Raw genomic sequence first — 17,471 nt, 5'->3', positions numbered from 1 at the left:
CTTAAAACTCAAACATGAATCCAGAAATTTTATTCGAAGATAATCATTTGTTAATCATCAACAAAAAAGCAGGCGAATTAGCACAAGGAGACGAAACAGGCGACATTCCTCTTATCGATAGTCTAAAGAACTATATAAAAGAACGCGATAATAAACCTGGAAATGTTTTCTTAGGGTTGGTGCATCGTTTGGATCGTCCAACTTCTGGTGTGTTGATTTTTGCTAAAACTTCGAAAGCTTTAACACGAATGAACGAAATGTTTCAGAAACGAAATATTGACAAAGTTTACCGTGCTATTGTACAAAGCAAACCACCAAAAGACTTCGAAAGATTAGAACATTATCTAAAGAAAAATCCTAAAAATAATAAAACAACAGTTTATTCTAAACCTACTGCTGATGCAAAAAAAGCAATTTTAGAATACACTTATTTAGGCGCTTTAGATTCTTTTCATTGTGTCGAAGTGAAGTTATTTACAGGTCGTTCGCATCAAATTCGCGCGCAACTCTCTTCTGTTGGTTGTCCTATCAAAGGTGATTTGAAATACGGTGCGAAGCGTTCTAATCCTGACGGAAGCATTTGTTTACATGCGCATCGCATTACATTTGAACATCCTGTCAAAAAAGAAGAAATGACAATTGTAGCTCCAGTTCCGAAAGATGCAATTTGGCAAGCAACGAACAAATTTAATTCGTAAATTTGTCGCTTATTTGTTTGTCAAATGAATAGCATTTTTTATTTCATAATTTATCAAATTTCACGTTTACCTCTTTCGGTTTTATACAGATTCTCGGATTTTCTGTTCTTTCTGTTGTACACGGTTATTGGTTATAGAAGACGTGTCATTAGAACAAATTTAGAAAACTCTTTTCCCGAAAAATCTCAAGAAGAAATCAAAACCATTCACAAAAAATTTTATGCAAATTTTTGTGATTATTTAGTTGAAACTTTAAAAAGTTTTTCTATTTCTCAAGAAGAATTGGACAAACGATTTACATATTCTAATCTCGACATTTTTAATGAAATAAAAAGTGAAAAACGAGATGTCATGATGATGTGTGGGCATATTTTCAATTGGGAATGGTTTATTGGAACGGTAAAACATTTACCAACAAAAGAAAGTGCAGCCGTTTATCATAAAATTAGAAACCCTTTTTGGAACTATAAAATCAACGCTATGCGTGGTCGTTTTGGTACAAAAGCATTAGACATGAAAGATGTGTTGCGTTTTATGATGAAAGCTCCAAATGATGGAGAATTAGCCTATTTATTTGTCGCAGATCAAAGTCCAAAACAATCGGCTGTTCACTATTTTATTGATTTCCTCAATCAAAGAACACCTGTTTTTAATGGTTTTGATAAAATTGCACGCCGCAAAGACATGGCTGTTGTCTTTTGTCAAACCGAGAAAATAAAACGCGGTCATTATCACACAACTTTTATTCGACTACAACCTCAACAAGAAAAATTTGAAGAAAATGAAATTGTTCATCAATTTTTTCATCATTTAGAACAAACCATTCAACAACATCCAGATAATTGGCTTTGGAGCCACAAACGTTGGAAATATGCCGATTTGTAATTTTAAATATTCATGAAAACAGCAATTGCAATCCTAAATTGGAATGGCGAAAAATTATTGCCTCAATTTTTACCTTCGGTTATTAACAATTCTAAAAACGCAACAATTTATGTAATTGATAATGCGTCGACTGACAACTCTATCGAATTGTTGACAACTCAATTCCCTTCTGTCAAAATCATTCAGAACAAAGGAAATTATGGTTTTGCACAAGGCTATAACGAAGGTTTAAAAAAAATTGATGCAGAATATTTCTGTTTATTAAATTCGGATGTCGAAGTAACTAAAAATTGGATAGAACCAATTGAAAAATTATTTGACAACAATCCAGATATCGCCGCAATTCAACCCAAAATATTAGACTACAAAAACAAAGAATATTTTGAATATGCCGGTGCTGGAGGAGGTTTCATTGATAAATTTGGTTATCCATTTTGTCGAGGACGTGTTTTTTCAACTTTAGAAAAAGACAATGGACAATACAACGATACCACACAAATTTTTTGGGCTACGGGTGCTAGTTTATTCATTCGAAAAAAAGATTTCTTTGAACAAAATGGTTTTGACGAAGAATTCTTTGCACACATGGAAGAAATCGATTTGTGTTGGCGATTAAACAATGCTGGGCGAAAAATTTATTATTGTGGAGAATCTACTGTTTATCATTTGGGCGGAGCAACTTTGGATAAAGCCAATCCAAAAAAATGGTATCTAAATTACCGAAATAGTTTGTGGATGATGCTTAAAAATCTACCTACAAACAAACTTTTTCCGATGCTTTTCACTCGTCTTTCTATGGATGGAATTGCTGCTGTTGCCTTTTTACCAAAACAAGGACTTCCACATGTTTGGGCTGTTTTCTTATCACATATGCATTTTTATTTTGGTTTTATAAAAATGTATAAAAAACGTCAACAACATCAAATTAAAAATTATTCGGATAAAGAATTATTGCCATTTCAGTATTTCATACAAAAACGTCAGTACTTTAAGGATTTAAAATAATCTGTCTTCAAATATTAAATCATTTCTTAAAATTTATATAAATTTTTAATTCTATTATTGTAGAATATAAAAATATTACTATCATTGTAGAACAAATCAAACTACAATGAAAAAAATAGTTACATTATTTACTTATTTCGTTCTACTTACCACTATTTCTTTTGCACAAAAGCTTGAAGTGAATTATCAAGAGATTGTAAAAGTAAATGCAGAAGAATTTAAAGGTTCTGTAAAATTTTCTACAAATGGTAAAGAAAGCACAATTCCGACCGATGTTTACAATGACATGATTAAGAATATGCAAGAGCCAAAAGATTTTATCTTAACAATCAATGAAAACGAATCATCTTATAATAAAGTCGAAAAAATAGATAATCAACAAGGAGGAAATGGAATGAGAGTTTCGATGAGTTTTGGAGATTCAGGAAATGGTTTATTCAAAAATTTAACTACAAAAAATTATTTGAAAAGTGTAAAATCATTTGACAAAACTTATACAATAAAAGATAAATTAACCGAATACAAATGGCAATTAACACGCGAAACAAAGAAATTAATTGGTTTTGATGTCAAAAAAGCAACCGCAATTGTAGATAGCACAACAACTGTAACTGCGTGGTATGCTCCAAGTATTGCAATAAAAGATGGACCTGGAATTTACAATGGTTTGCCTGGTTTGATATTAGAAGTCGAAATCAAAAACTCAAAAAATAAAGGAATCGAAAGTAGCACTATTCGTGCAACAGAAGTCAAAGAAGTCCCAAATCTAAAACCAATTGAAAAGCCAAAAGATAAAAATACAATCACCAACGAAGAATATAAAGCGTTAAGTGAAAAAGCAATGGAAAGGCTAAAACAGATGAGCTCTGAAGGTGTTAGTAAGGATTAAAGAAAATATTTTCATCCTTCATTAAACATTTTATACTATTTCTTGTCTAAAAGCTATAATCACATTTAAAATGAAAAAAATAATTTCAGTTTTTGTTTTACTATTTAGTTTTTCGGCCTTTGCGCAACAAGAAAAAGTAGAAATTTCGTACACAACGCGTATTATTTTGCCAGACGATTTTACGTTTCAACCTCCGGGAGGTGGCAATGGACGTACGATGTCAAAAGAAATGCAAGAGCAATTCAAGAAAAATATTCAAGAGCCGCAAGAAGCTAAGTTGACTATTTTGGAAGATGAATCTTTGTATAAAATGGTTGAAAAAATATCAAACGATCAAAGTCAAGGAATAAGAGGTCCACGTGGAGGCGGAATGCGAATGATGTCGATGAATGGAGATAATATTTATAAAAATAGTACAAATCATTTGCTTTTAAAAGAACAAAACATGATGGGAAAAAGTTATGTTGTAAAAGATTCTTTGCAAAATTTTGATTGGAAATTAACACGCGAAACGAAAATAATTTTAGGGAATGAAGCTAAAAAAGCAACCGCTATTATTGATAGTGTTCAAACAACAGTTTGGTACATTCCAACATTGAAATATAAAACTGGTCCAGAAAATTATTGGGGATTACCAGGTTTAATCGCAGAAGTACAAACAGAAATTAACAGAGGAATGTTTAAAGGTTCTAAAATTATTTCTTTGACAGATATCAAAACATCAACAAATACAAAACCAATCGAAAAACCAAAAGATAAAGGTGCTATTTCGCAAGCAGAATTTGATAAATTAATGCAAGAACAACGCTCACGTTTCGAAGAAATGAGAAATTCTGGTGTAAATAAACGAGATTAAGGTTTCTTAAAATTCGATTAATTTTCATAAAAATTGGTTCAATTTCATATTATAAAACTTATATTTAATTCTAAATTAATCTTAAGAAATAAAATACTATGAAAGCTTTAATCATCGTAGATATGCAGTACGATTTTTTACCAGGAGGTTCGTTGGCTGTGAATGATGGAGATAAAATTATCGAACGCATAAATAAATTGCAAGAAAAGTATGATGTTGTTGTGGCAACGCAAGATTGGCATCCAGCAAATCACAAAAGTTTTGCTTCGCAACACACAGATAAACAACCTTTTGATGTAATCGAATTAGGTGGAAATCGTCAAGTTTTATGGCCAGATCATTGTGTACAAGGCACTAAAGGAGCAGAAATACACAAAGATATCAAGCAAAATAAAATAAGTGCAATCATCCGAAAAGGTATGAATCCAGAAGTTGATTCGTATAGTGCTTTTTTTGATGTGAATAAAAAGAATCCAACAGGGCTAAATGGATTTTTGAAAGATCATAATGTAACAAGTGTATACATATGCGGTCTAGCAGCTGATTATTGTGTGTATTATACGGCAAAAGATGCTTTGGCATTAGGTTATACGACATATATTTTAGAAGGAACAACAAAGGCTATTAACCAAGAACTTTTTGATGAATTGAAAGAAGATTTTATCAAAAAAGGAGGAAATGTCTCGACGTATTTATTATAAAAAAAAATAAATCGCTAGATAAAAATGTCATTTGAAAATCCTTAACTTTTTGAATGACATTTTATTTTTAGAATAAATTCAAAAAATATCTGTAACATTAGTCTACAAAAGCAGACTAATTAGACAAATACAACAATTATGAAAAAAGCAATCTTAACATTTGCCTTAGGAATTATCACAACTACAGTTTCTATCGCACAAGACAATAAAACACAAAATATCGATGCAACTTATGTTTGCGAAATGAAATTGGATTATGACAAAACAATGGCACAAGTTCCTCAACAATATCGTTCACAAGTTGGCCCAATGTTGAAAGCTGAAATTGACGCTGGTGTTTTCATGAACTATTTCTTAAAAAGTAATTCAAAACAATCAACTTTTGTATTAGAACAAAAAGTAGGAAATGCTCAATCTCAAGGAGGAATGATTGCTCAACAAATGGCAACTTTCGATAATAAACCAACTTATAAAGACTTTACTGTAACTCCAAATTTGTATTACAAAGAAGTTGATATGGGGACAAAACAATATTTGATTAAAGATCAAATTCCTGATTACAAATGGAAAATTTCTCGTGAGAAAACTGATATTGCTGGATATAAAGCAACAAAAGCAGAAGGTGTTATGATGGATTCTATTCCTGTAACGGCTTGGTTTGCTCCAGAAATTCCAATAAAAGATGGACCAACTTCTTTAGCTGGCTTACCTGGTTTAATTGTAAAAGCTCAATTTGATTACCAAGGAACAACAATGATTTTCACATTAAAAGAATTAAAACTTTCGGATAAAGAATTAAAAGTTAACATTCCTACAAAAGGTGAAACTGTAACGCATAATCAATTCATGAAAATTATGGAAGATATGCAGAAAAAGATGAAAGAAATGATGAATAGCGGTGTAGACACCCAATAATTCATTAAACAAAATATAAAACACATCTGTTTCTAACACATAAATAGATGTGTTTTACAAAAAACTCTATTTTGAGTCATCAACTAAAAAATACATATGAAGAAATTACTCTATCTAATTTTATTTACTTCTGCTGCTCAAATCTCATTTGCACAAGAATGTAAATTGAAAGGATCTGTTGCAAATGATACTGGAATTCCTGTTACAGATGCTTCTGTCTCTATTTTTGATAGTAAAAACGAAGGAAAAGGTTTTGTTTTTACAAGTAACATGGGTGAATTTGAATTCAAATTGCCATGTGGACAAAAATATGATATCGAAATTGAGCAAGCTGGTTACGAAACATATGTAGAAAATGTTGATTTGACTGAAAATGTCAACAAAAAAATAAAGCTAAAACAAGGAAAAGAAATTTCTTTAAAAGAAACAATTATAAAAGCTCAACAAGCTATCAAAGTAAAAGGTGATACAATTGAGTTTGATGCAGATTCTTTCAAAGTTGGAAATGAGGAAACATTAGAAGATATCCTTAAAAAATTACCTGGAATTGAAGTTCAAAATGGAAAGGTAATGTACAAAGGTAAACCTATGTCGCAAGTAACAGTTGGTGGACGTGAAGTTTTGGGTGGTAACGAAAAATTATTGAACAAAAATTTACCTTCGGATGCAGTTTCTAAAATTCAATTGAATACTAAGTTCAAATCAAATCCTTTTGCTTCTTCCTTACAAGAAGATGACGAACAATTCTCGTTAAACATCGAACTAAAAGATGATATGAAACGTCTTGCATTTGGTAATGTGACGTTAGGTGGAGATGCGGACAAACATACAGATGCGCAAGCAAAGATTTTCTATTTCTCAGAAAAAACGGACGGAACTTTAATCAATGATTTTAATACATTCGGGAAACAAGTTTTTGATCAAGATGATTATATGAGCTTCTTTGGTGGGTATTCTGAATTTAATTCTGAAGGAAGTATTTATTCATTAAGAGGAAATTCGAACAATCTAAACCTGATGACAAAAAATGATGCGCCGATTATGAATACCTATAATGGTGCTGTGCATTTTGGTGTTGAACCAAATAAGAAATTAAAAATCTCTGGTTTTGGTTTACTTAATACCAATAATATTCGTTACAATTCTAAATCTGAGCGTTATTACAATAACATCGAAACACCTTATACAACTGTTGATCAAGAACAAAATAAGAGCAATATTTTGATGGGAATGTCGCGTTTGCGTTTAGATTATAATCCGAATGATAAAGGACAAATTAAATATCGCTTAAATTTTAATTATTTGGATAGCGAAAACGAGCAATTGGTTGATAGCTATTATAATGATCAAAAAAATAGCTTTAGAAATGTAAATTCTGAACAAAAGAATTACTCTTTATCACAAACTTTATCTTACATCCGTAAAGTTGGACGCGATGATAATGTTGGTTTATATTTCCGTCATCAATATCAAAAAGATACGCCAGATTACAATGTTTTATCAACAGCAAATCCGTTCTCATCTTTTAATTTGTTCAAAAATTTATCTCAAGTAAATAATCAATATAATATCAATCAAGATCAAAACTTTGTTTTGAATACTGTTCAATTATATGGAATCTACAATCACTTGTTGACAAATACATCTAATCTTAAAGTAAAAGTTGGAACAAATTTTAGTACACAAGATTTTGAGAATAAAATCTATGATTTTCAGAAATTAATGAATGATAATTCATTAATCAGTAATACAGATTTAGATTACAACGAGACCTTTGCTGATGTAACGTTGACAAAGAAACTAGGAAACTTTCAAGTAGATGTGGGAGCTGGAGTTTCGTTCTTTAATGAGAAATCGAAATACCAAGATGGTGAAAAACTAAATCGTTCGGAAACGAAATTTTTACCTCACCTGAATTTGCAATACAAGTTCAACAATGCAACAAGTGTTCGCGCTAGTTATACACAAAACTATAGCTATCCGTACACAAAAGATTTTAATGACTCGTACACTATTCAAAGTTATCAATCGATTTTCTATGGAAATAGAAACTTAAGACAAGCTTTGACACATACAGCAAGTCTTAATTTTAGTCATTTTAACTCGTTCACATTCTTTAATATTTTTGCGAATTTGAGTTATACGTTACAAGAAAAAAGTATACAAACACAATCTGTTTTAAACCGTGATTTTATCATCTCTGGAAACGATACAATTGTAAATAACTATCAATTCAATACCTTAATTAATTCTGGTAATAACCAAGAAACTTATTCAGGATATTTCATGATTGGGAAGCGTTTTGCTAAATGGTACAATGCACGATTAACAGGGAATATTTCTACTTCTAATTATTATACAATTACAAGAAATATTGAATACAAAAATGGTGTTGTAACAAATGATCAATTAAACAATGTAAACAATAAAAGTTTTAACCAAACTTATAATTTAGAGAACTCGTTTACATTCAAAAAGAAATTTGAATTGAAGGCTGGGGTTAATTTAAACCTAAGTAAATATCAATCATTATCTGAACAGAAATTTACGAACTGGCGTCCATACGGGGAAGCTGCTTGGTCCGCTACAAGTAAATTATTAGTTCAGACCGATTTCTCTTATCGTTTACAATACCGCGATGGAGTAGAAATAAACACAGCAAAAGAGTGGAATGCTTCTGCACGATATAATATTGCGAAGAAAACTTATTTAACTCTTACAGGTGGAAACTTATTAGGAAACAACGTAATTGTTTCGAATGGATTTAATGATAACTACATATCGACTACAACTAAAAATGTTTTGGGAAGATATTTTATCGTGAGTTTACGATATAAGTTCTAAATCATAAAATTTATCTGAACGCGTCTACTTTGTAGACGCGTTTTTTTTATAAATAATTTTTGTACTTTTAATCCAATCAACTAAAAATAAATAGATGGAAAACCATACTACCGAAATTTATAAAATTATTCAACCTGAAAATTGGACAAAGAGTTTAACAGACGAACAAATTATTGAACTTTCTAAAGAAACTGATTTCTCGAAAAATATTTTAGATGAAGGACGAGATTATTGTTACTTTTTGGACAAAAAATTTTATGTAACACGTGAAAAACATATCGAGTATGTTAACATGTCTTACACCTTAACTGATCCTGCAAATTTAGAAAAGGCTTCTACATTCGATACAATTGTCGAAGAAAACGAAATTTATTTGATTCATAGAATTTCTGTGATTCGTGATGGAGAGTTAATTGATAAAATAGCAGATATCACTGTAAAAGTTTTGGATAACGAAAATGATAGCGGTTCTGGCGTAATCAACAAAAGCAAAAAAATTAATATTTCGATCAAAGATTTACGTTTGTACGATATTCTTGTATTGGAAGATGCAAGAGAAAAAGTATTTACTGATAAAGACTTTGTTCGCAAAGAATACAGCCGTTATTTATGGGTTAGCCCTGATTCGTATTGGGCATATGGAAATTATACGTTCGAATTAATCAATGAGCGTGATGATGAATTTGTTTACAAGAAAAACTTCTTCCGTGACGAAAATGGAAATGTAATCGAAGCAGAAACAGGAACAATTCCTTCTGGCGGTTCTTTCGTTTTTGAGTTAGTAAATTATCTTAATCCAACAGATCCAAATCGCGAGATTTTTCCTTACATCGATTTTGCAACAAAAAGCACCTGGGAAAAGCTTTCAAACTTTATTTCGACTTATTACGAAGAAGTGATTAACAAAGCTAATCTTGAAAGTTTCGCACCAAATCTAATTGAAAAATTAAATGAATTTTCTGACATCGAAGATAAAATTGAATATGCGATAGAATATGTTCAAAACCATATTTATTATATCTACAATGCTGATGAAATGAGTGGTCACAAACCTCAAGAAGCAGAAGTAACTTATGCAAATAAACAAGGAGACTGTAAGGCAAAATCTATTTTATTGAAAGTTATTTTTGATTATCTAGGATTAGAATCTTCAATCATTTTACTGAATTATAATACCGATTTCTATTTCAAATATTATCTCCCATCGTTGTTGGCTTTCAATCATGTGATTGTAAAAGTGAAACATAATAATGAGACATATTACGTTGATGCAACAATGCGTAATGAGTATGGTTACTTAGAAAATAGAAGCTTTATTTATTTTGCGCATTATTTAGAAATTAAACCAAATCAGACCTTACAAATTCGTGAACCTTACAAATTTCCTAAGTTTTGTATAGATGAAAAAGTCAGTGTAGCGGCAAAAGGAAACGAAGGTTATTTAGAATCTGAATCGATTTATCGTTACAATCGTGCAAATAATATGCGCCGATATTTCAAGAATACCAACAAGCGAGAAATTATTGATAGTTGGAATAGTTTCTTTTATTATGCCTTAAATTATAGTGCAGATCGCCCTGAAATGGATTTGAGAGAAATTTTTAAAGACACTTCTATTGAAATTGTTTCGGATGATAAAAAGCTGAACGAATTAACGATAAAATATAAAGCACGAATCGAGAATCCATATTTTAAAGATAAAGTGACAAATGAACGCTTCTTGATGTTCTTTGATCGAAATATCCCGAAGAATAATGTGAGAGATTTTATTCACGAAGACGCAAGTTTTTGGCATAATTTCGATAGTGAAAAGTATGAAATCAACTTATCAACCGATCAAAAAATTGATACAAAGGAAAAGTATACGATTCAAGAATCGACGATTAATGATAAATATTTCACCTACTCAAGTAGAAAGAAAATTACAGCAAGTGGAGGAAGTGCTTACATTGAATACAATCCTTCGACGAATCATGAAATTACGATGGAAAATTTCGAGGAATTCCGAAATAATCATTACACAATTGCAGATAGTAATTATGGTTTAGGTATTGATATTATCGAATCAGGATTAATGAATATGCTAAAATTTAAGATGAAAAAAGCTTTCAAATAATCAATCAAAAACTCCTGAAAAATATTTTTCAGGAGTTTTTTTATTTTATCACTTGTGGATAATCAAACAAATTATTTGGATCATATTTCTTTTTCAACTTTTGCAAACGAACCAAATTATTTCCGAAATAAGCATTATTCGCATCAGGAAAATTGATATCTGGATAATTTCGGTATTGTTTTACATTTCCAAGATTTCTTAACAATTGTTGCACTTCTTCAAATGATTTCGTCAACTTTTCTTCTTGCGAAGGCAAATCCCAATATGCTTGTAATTCGCTCAAATAATTAATATCACGATGTGGATAAGCAGAATCTGAAGCTTTGACTTCATTGATTTTTCCACCCAAAGTATTTATCTGATAAATCATTCCTTTAGAAGCAACAACTTTTGCAAAAATATCTTCCAAACCTTTTTCTATATCTTCAATTCCTGTGTACAAACCAGCCGAAGAATTTTTGAAATAAATTGGTTCTGTTACACCATAATAATTTTTGAGTGCAGCAGCCAGATTTCTATTTTTCATCGGTTTGTAATCATTCGCTAGAGGAATTAAACTCGAAAATATTTTCTCAAAATCAGTTTGATTTGCTGCAAAATTGGTAAATAAAATCGTTAAAAATTTTCCATTCAACACAAAAGCCGAAAAAGCTTCGTTGGGTAACTTTTCCGTTGTTTGAAACCAAAGCCGAATTAATTTAACAAATTTATCAGAAGTCAAATTATTAAACTTCATACGATATCCACTGAAAGATTGTGGTGCTGGATAAGTTTTGAAATGTAATTCTGTCACAACACCAAAATTTCCATTTCCGCCTCCTTTACACGCCCAAAGTAAATCTGGATCTTTATCAGAATCGATTATATTTCCTTTGTAATCGATCATTTTTACACGAAGCAAATTATCACAGGTCAAACCATATTTCCGACTAAAAAAACCGTAACCACCGCCCAAAGTCAAACCACCTACAGCGACCGTTCCACACGAACCAGCTGGAATAATTCTTTTCTTAGGTAAAAAATTCGCATAGATTTCTTGCAACAAACAGGCTGGTTGTAATTTCACTTTATTCTCTTGCAACCACGTAATTTTGTTCATCAATCCAAGATGAATCAACAATCCGTTATCAACATTCGAAAAACCTTCAAAACTATGTCCTCCACTTCGAATGGCAATTTTTAGTTTCTTTTCGTTTGCTAATGCAATTGCTTTTTTAATTCCAGTTTCCGATTTACAAACTGCTATAATCTTCGGGAATTTCTCAATTCTTTTGTTGAATGATTTTCGGTATTGATCATACTTTTCATTATCTTTTGTCAATATTATTAAATCATCGTCCAAAAAATCATCAAACGAATAAAAAGACATAAAAAAAATTCCTAAACTACCTGTACCAAGCAGTTTTAGGAATTCTCTTTTTGTATAATTTAGTTGTTTCATCGCTAAAATTGGTTTAGCTAAAGATACAACTATTTGATATTATTCTCTTTTAACCAGTTTCTATAATTCTCAGCATTTTTCAAATGTTCCTGATAATCATTGGTATAAATGTGGTAACCTGGTTTTTTAGGATCTGCAACAAAGAAAATAAAATCGTGATTTGCTGGTGATAAAACCGCATCAATTGCTCCTAAATTTGGTAAACAAATTGGTGCTGGTGGTAAACCTTTGTTACGATAAGTGTTGTACGCATTCGAAGACCACGTCCATTTTTTGTACACACGTTGCACTTTTTGATCCCAACCATTTTCCATTTTGTACGCATAAATAGAAGTTGGATCGGCCTCTAAACGCATATCTTTCGCCAAACGATTCATATATGCACGTGCAACTTTTTGTTGTTCATCCATATTATCAGACGATTCCAATTGCACAATAGACGCCAAAGTTGTCACTTGCAAAGGTGTCATGTTGAGCGCTTTTGCTTTTGCCAAACGATCTGCATTCCACACTTTGTCATGCTGCGCTACCATTTTGTCTACAAACTTTTCTGGTGTTAATCCCCAATACACGAAATACGTTTCTGGAATAAAATATTGTTTAACTGTTTCGTCGTTTAACGTTGTATCGTTTTTTTCTTTCACAAAATCCCGAATAGCCGTCAAAACTTCGATAGAGTCCATATCAATCTGTTTGGAAACAGATCCCGCCAAATGATAAATTGTTGGTTCATTTTTGATACGAAGCTTCACTTCTTCTTGCTCTCCACCTTGTAAACGATCAATAATATCGCGGTTAGAATCTGAGCTTGAGATTTTATATTTTCCAGATTTTATCGTTGCTGGATAATCTGCATCTTCTGCATACTGTTTGAACAATTTTTCATCCTTCAAAAATGGTTTTAAAGAATCTAAAACTTGTTCAAATTTAGCTCCACGAGAAATATAGATATAACCATCTTTGGTTGCATTTCCTTTGAAACCGTCTATAAATGTACATCCTACAAATGCGAATGAACAGATTAATATTAATACTAAATTTAATTTTTTCATTGGATTGAATTAAATTTCAATTTCACCTTCAAAAACTTTTACTGCTGGTCCATTTAACCAAACATTGACAAAGTTATGATTATTTTCTTCAAAATTTACAGATAAATCTCCACCCATCGCTTTTACTTTGATATCTTTTTTGTCTACCAAATTTTTGACATAAGCAGAAATCGCTGCAGCCGTAATCCCAGTTCCGCAAGCCAAGGTTTCGTCCTCTACTCCACGCTCATACGTACGAATTGTAAGACTATTATCTGGCATTACTTCAACAAAATTTACGTTAGAACCTTTCTCAAAATAAGGCGCACCGTTACGAATTGCTTTTCCTTTTTTGTAGACATTAATATCTTTTACATTCTCCACAAATTCTACGTGATGCGGCGAACCTGTGTTCATAAACAAATATTTGTCGTGATCTTCCACCTCATTTACATCAATCATCTGTAAACGAATAACTTCTTGATCTACGATCCCATGATGCAAACCATCAATCGCATTAAATGTCATTTTGTCATTGGCAACATCCAAATCATTAGCAAATCGAATAATACAACGTCCTCCGTTTCCGCACATTGTACTTTCATTTCCATCCGAATTGAAATACACCATTCTGAAGTCTGAATTTTCATCATTTTGTAACAAAATCAAACCATCAGCTCCTATCCCAAAATTACGATCACATAGCCTATTAATCAATTCTGTAGAGATTGGAAACGTTTTTTCTCGATCATCAATCATGACAAAATCATTCCCAGCTCCTTGATATTTATAAAATTTTAATTTCAACTTCTTTAATTTTAAACAAAGTAAAGACATTTTTGTCACTCTTAACTAATGTTATAAAAGATTTATAATATAGTGTTAACATGCGTTAAACGGTTTGAAATGTTAAAATTTTGGTCTTAAATTTGATTTAATCTAAAACATTAAAAACTTATATAATAAAGATGAAAAAATATACAGGATACTTATTAGTTGGATTAGTGAGCTCTATGACAACTATGGGAGGTTTTTATTTGATGAACGAAAATGGAAGTAATCCATTTATTACAAATGCAAATCATCAGAAAAACGGAGACTTTGAGTTTGTAGATTATAAAGGAAATTATGGCTATGATGCGCCAAACTTTGTGCAGGCATCTAACAAAGCAGTACATACGGTTGTGAGTATCAAAAATTATTCGAATCAAAGACAGCAACAACAGCAACAAATGTTCGATCCTTTTGATTTCTTTTTTGGTCAACCAGAACAACAACAAAGAGGAAGACAACAACAGCAACCAGATCAAGATCAACCATCTGGAATGGGTTCTGGTGTAATTATTTCTCAAGATGGATATATAGTTACAAATAATCACGTGATACAAGGCGCTTCTAAAATTGAAGTGACTTTGAATAATCAAAAAAGTTATATTGCTGAATTAGTTGGAACTGATCCAAGTACGGATATTGCCTTATTGAAAATTAGTGAAAAAGGTTTACCATTCACAAAATTTGTCGATTCTGATGCCATTAATGTTGGAGATTGGGTTTTAGCAGTTGGTAATCCATTTGGATTGACTTCTACTGTTACAGCAGGTATTGTTTCGGCAAAAGGTCGTAGCATTAATATTTTAGGTAAAAATTCTGAATCACCAATCGAGTCATTTATTCAAACCGATGCAGCGATTAACCCAGGAAACTCTGGTGGTGCTTTGGTGAATGCAAACGGAGATTTAATTGGTATTAATACAGCTATTTCTTCACCAACAGGAGCTTATTCTGGTTATGGATTTGCTGTTCCTGCAAACTTGGTGAAAAAAGTTGTGGAGGATATTAAATCGTACGGAATTGTACAACGTGGATATTTAGGTATCAAAGGTTTTGATTTATCGAATGAAGATGCTGTAAAACAATACAACAAACAATTCAAGAAAAATATTAAAACCGATAATGGAGTAATGGTAACTGAGTTGGTTGCAAAAGGATCTGCAATTGATTCTGGAATCGAAGAAGGCGACATCATTACAGCTGTAGATGGAAAACCAATTACATCTTTCTCATCGTTATCATTCATCGTAGGTAGCAAACGTCCTGGTGACAATGTTGCGCTTACTGTAAGACGTGGAAACTCTGAGAAAACATACAACATTACATTGAAAGATGCTAAAGGAAGCACTAAAGTGAGAAGCAAATCTGACTTAACGCCAACTGAAGTTCTTGGTGCAGAATTTGAGCCATTAACAGAACGTCAAAAAGATAGTTTCGGAATTAATTATGGTGTCATGGTAAAACATCTAGATAATGCAGGGAAATTAGCTGCTGCAGGTGTTCAAGAAGAATTTATTATCTTATCGATCAATGATAAAAATGTAAGTTCACAAGACGATATCGAGAAAATCTTAAAAAATTATAAAGGTCGCGTATCAATTAAATTTGCAGATTATTACGGACGAATCTATACAAAAGGATTCACGATGGATTAAAATTTTGAGTCGATTTTAAATTTTAATAAATCATTATAAATAGCTACAACAAGATAAGTTGTAGCTATTTATCTTTACACTAAATTTAATTTCAAAACCAAACGTATGACTTTAAAGAAAATCAGTACAATCTTCATTCTTTTCTTCTCCTCTTTTGCATTCAGTCAAAACTTATTTGGCGTTTCAGGAAGTTATTCTAATCAATCTGGGAACTTTGCCAAACTAGGTCTGTTTTACACATTTGGATTAGGTGACACATTTCTTACTCCACGAATAGACGCCAACGTCAACATGGCTTATATGCGAGATAATTTCCATGTCATTCCAGAAATTGGCGTTACAGGATTTCTTGCTTCGAGTGGATCATACATTTTTCCTTTTGTGGAAAGCGAATTTACTCCTTACACCATTACTCCAAAAATTGGATTAACATTTATGACTTTGATCGATTTTGGGATTGGATATGGATTTAGTATAAATGAAAAAGATAATTTCAAACCGATAAAAGGTTTTCAATTTTCTGCTGGAATTAATATTCCTTTCAATTGGAATTAGAGAAAGTAAAAACGACGAAAATTTATTTTTTTGGAAGAAAACTAAATAATTCATTAATTTTATCACATGAAAAAGTTCATCGCAATCTTTGTTTTTATCTTTAGTTTTCAAGCGAAAGCACAACAAAATTTAACCGATTATTTTACGATTAATCTTGGTTATGAATATTGGAATGGAAATTACGGAAAAGTTGGAACAGATTTGTTCTTAGTACAAGATAACAACAATATTTTGACGTTTAGCGCCAATGCAAATTTGGGTTATATGAAAGATAAATTTCGTGTAATTCCAGAAGTTGGAGCTGGATATATGTTCAATTTTCACAACAATGCAGGTGATCCTTATAGTTCAAATTTTAGCTCTGCTTTTTATGTTATTCGCGCCGAAGTTTCTCCATGGACAATTACTCCAAAAGCTGGTATTGCAGTTTTGAGCATTGTAGAGTTAAATGCTGGTTATTCTTTCGAGTTTAGAGAAAATAAAAATTTTAAAGATATGAGCGGTTTCCGAGCTGGATTAACTATTCACTTGCCGACTCAGCTTTTTTAGCATTTCTAATACTTTTACGCAATTCTTTCAAACGAATATATAAATCTGAAGTCGACGCATTTTCTTCAATCGCATTAAAAATAAAGACACCTTTATCGATATAAAAGAAAATAATTGCTTCGTGATCAGCAACTTTAAAAGCATTTGTAATCCCATTTATCTTGTTCTCAACCCAAGATAATTTGCATGTTTTCAAATCAAAAATATGATCTTCGTTGCCTAAAATATCTTTGAAAATTAATTGATCTCCTTGTACATATAATACACCACTTCCCTGAAAAGATTTCATTTTAAGAAATCTCCCTTGCGGACGTCCAATATTGTAACGCACAACAGCTTTTAAGTCTACCTGATCTGGTAAACTTTTCAGCGTATGTTGTTCATTTTTCTCTCTGACTTTCGCATCAGATACGGCAATAACAAAGAATATCGAAACAAAAATTCCGAAAATCAAAAATATAATTAGGATTGATATGATTGGTGCCATAATGTACTTAAAT

Annotated in this window: 16 protein-coding genes; 12 read left to right on the top strand and 4 right to left on the bottom strand. The window is 31.5% G+C overall.

The window, feature by feature from the left end:
• Positions 1 to 14: 14 nt before the first annotated feature.
• The 9 genes from B4A23_RS13200 (at position 15) to B4A23_RS13160 (ending at position 10,909) form a co-directional block, all read left to right on the top strand.
• Entirely contained in the window at positions 15 to 698 is a 684-nt protein-coding gene (locus tag B4A23_RS13200) for an RluA family pseudouridine synthase (protein WP_291120695.1), read from the top strand.
• 24 nt (positions 699 to 722) lie between these two features.
• Positions 723 to 1,583: a lysophospholipid acyltransferase family protein gene (locus B4A23_RS13195; protein WP_291120693.1), complete on the top strand. Its 861-nt coding sequence runs from the start codon at positions 723 to 725 to the stop codon at positions 1,581 to 1,583.
• A gap of 12 nt (positions 1,584 to 1,595) precedes the next feature.
• Positions 1,596 to 2,588 (top strand): glycosyltransferase family 2 protein, encoded by a 993-nt coding sequence (locus B4A23_RS13190; protein ID WP_291120691.1) that lies wholly within the window; start codon positions 1,596 to 1,598, stop codon positions 2,586 to 2,588.
• Between the two features lie 106 nt (positions 2,589 to 2,694).
• Positions 2,695 to 3,477: a GLPGLI family protein gene (locus B4A23_RS13185; RefSeq protein ID WP_291120689.1), complete on the top strand. Its 783-nt coding sequence runs from the start codon at positions 2,695 to 2,697 to the stop codon at positions 3,475 to 3,477.
• 70 nt (positions 3,478 to 3,547) lie between these two features.
• Positions 3,548 to 4,333 carry a GLPGLI family protein gene (locus B4A23_RS13180; protein ID WP_291120687.1) on the top strand — a complete coding sequence of 262 codons (786 nt, stop codon included), beginning with the start codon at positions 3,548 to 3,550 and terminating at the stop codon, positions 4,331 to 4,333.
• Positions 4,334 to 4,431: 98 nt separating this feature from the next.
• On the top strand, positions 4,432 to 5,034 hold the full coding sequence (gene pncA, locus B4A23_RS13175) for a bifunctional nicotinamidase/pyrazinamidase (RefSeq protein WP_114998876.1): 603 nt from the start codon (positions 4,432 to 4,434) through the stop codon (positions 5,032 to 5,034).
• Between the two features lie 138 nt (positions 5,035 to 5,172).
• Positions 5,173 to 5,949: a GLPGLI family protein gene (locus B4A23_RS13170; RefSeq protein ID WP_180905825.1), complete on the top strand. Its 777-nt coding sequence runs from the start codon at positions 5,173 to 5,175 to the stop codon at positions 5,947 to 5,949.
• Between the two features lie 96 nt (positions 5,950 to 6,045).
• Entirely contained in the window at positions 6,046 to 8,793 is a 2,748-nt protein-coding gene (locus B4A23_RS13165) for a TonB-dependent receptor (RefSeq protein WP_291120685.1), read from the top strand.
• 94 nt (positions 8,794 to 8,887) lie between these two features.
• Positions 8,888 to 10,909 carry a hypothetical protein gene (locus B4A23_RS13160; RefSeq protein ID WP_291120683.1) on the top strand — a complete coding sequence of 674 codons (2,022 nt, stop codon included), beginning with the start codon at positions 8,888 to 8,890 and terminating at the stop codon, positions 10,907 to 10,909.
• A gap of 40 nt (positions 10,910 to 10,949) precedes the next feature.
• Here the strand turns inward: B4A23_RS13160 and B4A23_RS13155 are convergent, their stop codons facing one another.
• Genes B4A23_RS13155 through dapF form a run of 3 tightly spaced genes read right to left on the bottom strand, consistent with a single transcriptional unit; the run spans position 10,950 to position 14,188 of the window.
• Positions 10,950 to 12,350, bottom strand: a complete 1,401-nt coding sequence (locus tag B4A23_RS13155; RefSeq protein WP_291120681.1) for an FAD-dependent oxidoreductase — start codon at positions 12,348 to 12,350, stop codon at positions 10,950 to 10,952.
• A gap of 29 nt (positions 12,351 to 12,379) precedes the next feature.
• On the bottom strand, positions 12,380 to 13,402 hold the full coding sequence (gene mltG, locus B4A23_RS13150) for an endolytic transglycosylase MltG (protein WP_114998867.1): 1,023 nt from the start codon (positions 13,400 to 13,402) through the stop codon (positions 12,380 to 12,382).
• A 9-nt stretch (positions 13,403 to 13,411) separates the two neighbouring features.
• Positions 13,412 to 14,188, bottom strand: a complete 777-nt coding sequence (dapF, locus tag B4A23_RS13145) for a diaminopimelate epimerase (protein ID WP_115001951.1) — start codon at positions 14,186 to 14,188, stop codon at positions 13,412 to 13,414.
• Positions 14,189 to 14,349: 161 nt separating this feature from the next.
• On the opposite strand from dapF, the gene B4A23_RS13140 reads away from it, so the two are divergent.
• The 3 genes from B4A23_RS13140 to B4A23_RS13130 all read left to right on the top strand — a co-directional run bounded on the left by B4A23_RS13140 (position 14,350) and on the right by B4A23_RS13130 (position 16,971).
• On the top strand, positions 14,350 to 15,867 hold the full coding sequence (locus B4A23_RS13140) for a Do family serine endopeptidase (RefSeq protein WP_291120679.1): 1,518 nt from the start codon (positions 14,350 to 14,352) through the stop codon (positions 15,865 to 15,867).
• A gap of 105 nt (positions 15,868 to 15,972) precedes the next feature.
• Positions 15,973 to 16,422 (top strand): hypothetical protein, encoded by a 450-nt coding sequence (locus B4A23_RS13135; protein ID WP_291120677.1) that lies wholly within the window; start codon positions 15,973 to 15,975, stop codon positions 16,420 to 16,422.
• Between the two features lie 66 nt (positions 16,423 to 16,488).
• On the top strand, positions 16,489 to 16,971 hold the full coding sequence (locus B4A23_RS13130) for a hypothetical protein (protein WP_291120675.1): 483 nt from the start codon (positions 16,489 to 16,491) through the stop codon (positions 16,969 to 16,971).
• On the opposite strand, the gene B4A23_RS13125 is transcribed toward B4A23_RS13130, so the two are convergent.
• Positions 16,943 to 17,458, bottom strand: coding sequence for a hypothetical protein (locus tag B4A23_RS13125; RefSeq protein WP_052217481.1), 516 nt, complete (start codon positions 17,456 to 17,458; stop codon positions 16,943 to 16,945). The genes B4A23_RS13130 and B4A23_RS13125 overlap by 29 nt on opposite strands.
• Positions 17,459 to 17,471: the final 13 nt, after the last annotated feature.

This window comes from Empedobacter sp. UBA7248, from assembly GCF_002472945.1.
GTDB classification, from domain to species: Bacteria; Bacteroidota; Bacteroidia; order Flavobacteriales; family Weeksellaceae; genus Empedobacter; species Empedobacter falsenii_C.
This window is presented reverse-complemented; position numbering and strand designations above follow the sequence as displayed.